Raw genomic sequence first — 2,959 nt, 5'->3', positions numbered from 1 at the left:
CTAGAAATCGAGTCTCAGCGCCAGTTGCCCTGTTCGATTGCCGGAGTTCTCAGCCGTCTGCGTTGAGGTTATCTGTCCAAACGAATCAGGAGCAGACACATTCACCGCAGGCGGCGCAAAGTTGGGATGGTTGGGAAGGTTGGTGAAGGTCGCCTCGAAACGCATCCGGAGCGACTCTCGGAGCAGGAACGTCTTCGACAGGCCGCCTGCGACCGCGGTCGTGCCAGGTCCTACCAGGCTGCCGACGGAGCAGTTTCCGATGCGACCAGCGCCCGGAATCGGATTGAATGCGTTGATATTAAAGTAGTTGCTGAGCGAACGAATCGAAGGAATCGGATTCCCAATGCAGTCCGGCCGGAGTGCGGCTCCACGGAAGACCAGATTCRGATTCGCGGTATCGTAGCTCGGGCTGGTGGTCGGCGTAAGGTACGGTCCAGTCTGCCACATGGAGACGGTGCTGATCTCCCAGCCACCCAGCAAAGCATCCCCGAAGGAGTTCATATTGCTGAAGAACGTCCTCTTGCGGCCAAAGGGAAGCTGATAGATCGCGGAAGCGAGGAAGCGGTTACGGCGCGTGCCGACCACATTTCCTCGATTGGCCCGGAGGTTGAAGCGGTCTGCAACTGGAACACCGTAGTTGACCTCAGGTGCAAAGACCGACGGAGCATCGCCTGCAGCGTTGCTGAGGTTCTTCGCCCAGGTGTGATTCACCTGGAACAGCAGGCCATGGCTCGTGCGCTGATTGAGTTCTGTCTGCAGCGCCTGGTAGTTGGCTCCTCCGGCATTCTCGCTGGAGAGGATGCGGGCCCAGTTCGGATAGGGACGCTGGCTGTAGTCGTTCGCAGTGACGCTGGCGTGCTGCTGGTTCAGGTCGACGGTCTGCCCCATGCGATAGGAGTTCATGCCGACATAGCTGACACGAAGACCCATGGCGTCGGTGACCTGACGCTCGACGGTGAAGTTCCACTGCGCCGCCTGCGGATCGCGGAAGTGCAGATTGACGTTTTGATAGAAGTCGCCCGTACCTGCCGCCTCCTGTGGGGTAAGAGGAGCATTCACGTTCGGGAACTGGAAGGCCGGCTGCCCGTTCGCCTGCAGGTTTGCCGTCGTTTGTACGACACCGACGTTGATATTGGTGGTGTTGAATGAAAGCTGGCCAAGGCTGGTCATCGTAAAGATACCGAAGCCGGCCCGCAAGACAGTCTTGTTATCGCCGAAGGGGCGGTAGGCGATGCCCAGACGCGGCTGGAAGTTCTTTTTGTAGAACTCCCGCAGACCATTACCGACGCCCTTCTGGCTGGCCTTCTCGATCGGTGCGCAGGGAAGAGAGGCGTTCACACCTGGGCAGGCATTGATGGTGTACAGCATCTGCTGGCGAGCAGAACCATTGTTGGGGAGAATGAAGCCGCCATTCGAAGGGTCAAATGCTCCAAGGTTATTGTTCTCGCTTACAAAAGGAGGCAGCGCCTGCCAGCGGAGACCGGCGCTGAAGGTGATGTAGCGTGTTATATGCCACTCGTCCTGAGCATAGAGGCCAGTCTGATAGGCATGCAGTTTTGTATCGGGGCCGGATTGAGCGACGTAGCTCTTCGACGGAAGGCCGAGCAGCAGATCGGTAAACGCATTCCCGCTGAAAGTGGATGCATTGAAGATGAATGCACCGAAGTCGTCCGAGCCGCCGAAGCTCTCCAGATCGGTATAGCGAACACGGCGGAAGTCGACGCCGAACTTCAGAGTATGGCTACCCTTCACCCATGAGAGGTTGTCGGCAAACTGCAACGTCTGCGACCGTGTGGTGCCGGTCTTGTCTCTCCCAATCGGAGTGAAGTTTGTACCGTCACTGAAGTCGAAGGTTGGAAATGCATTGACGTTCGGTACATCGCCCAAGTTCAGGCCCTGCAGGCCGAGTTGCTRTACGGCAGATGCTCCACTCACGGGGAAGTCGACGACGGCGATGTAATAGGTCAAGCCAAAACGTGCCTCATTCAGAAGCGTGGGCCGGATGGTGTAGTTGTACGAGAGGATCAGGTTGCGATTCGATTCGCGATGCACTTCCGTGGGAAGCAGGTTATTCGTCACTGTGGAGTCGACGTTCTTCCAGCTCCAGCGTCCGTAGAGCTGCTGCTTATCGGAGAGCGTGCGGTCGATGCGGAGATCGTACCCGTTGATGTTGGCGGGGGTAGGTGCCTGGATGCGATAGTTGCCGGTTAGATTCGAACCATCGCCAGAGTTTGGAAGAGGCACGTAGTTGTTCAGCAGTGACTGCGAGACCGCGCTGAGCCGATTGAATGGGACCTGGTTATTGGCGAAGGGCAGTCCGGTCATAGGATCGACTGCAGCCGGGCCAGGAACGTTGTTCAGATTGCCAGAACGCATTGCGGCCGTAGGGACGCTGAGCACGAGGGGAGTCGTGAAGCGGCGGCGATTGCCTTCGTAGTCGGCGAAGAAGAACGTCTTGTCGGTTCCGGACTTTACGTGAGGAAAACGGAGTGGCCCGCTGAAGCTGCCGCCGAAGGTGTTGTAGGCCTTGTGCGCCTTGCTGTCGAATCCCCATGTCTTTGCATCGAAGGCGCTGTTTTGCAGATACTCAAAGGCGCTGCCATGAAAGCGATTCGATCCGGACTTCGTGATGATGGTGACGTCTGCCATCTGCGAAAACTCGGCATTGTTATTGAACTGGGTCACCTTCATCTCACTGATGAGCTCTGAAGAAGGGTTCATGTTGTTCAATGCGCCATTCTGGCGGATGTTGACGGTGGATGTGCCATCGACCGAGTACTGAATCTGCGCTGAAGTTCCTCCGCCAATGGAAACGTTGCCGCTGCTGTCCTGCTGGACTCCGGGTACGGCGACGAGGGCCGCCAAAGGACTATCGTTTCCACCGCGATAGTTCATGGGGAGCTGAACAACCTGGTTGAACTTCTTGGTATCGCCGATCGTGCCGCTTTCTGTGTTGACC

The 2,959-nt window shown here is 57.3% G+C and carries 1 protein-coding gene; it reads right to left on the bottom strand.

The genetic code is table 11. From position 1 onward, the window contains the following. Positions 1 to 2,959 (bottom strand): TonB-dependent receptor domain-containing protein (locus AB4043_RS20760; RefSeq protein ID WP_442307959.1); only part of this gene is annotated, 2,959 nt, incomplete at its 5' end.

The organism is Terriglobus sp. YAF25 (assembly GCF_052113305.1).
Classification (GTDB): domain Bacteria; phylum Acidobacteriota; class Terriglobia; order Terriglobales; family Acidobacteriaceae; genus Terriglobus.
Note: the sequence above shows the minus strand (reverse complement) of the source record. Positions and strands in the feature narration are given on the sequence as shown.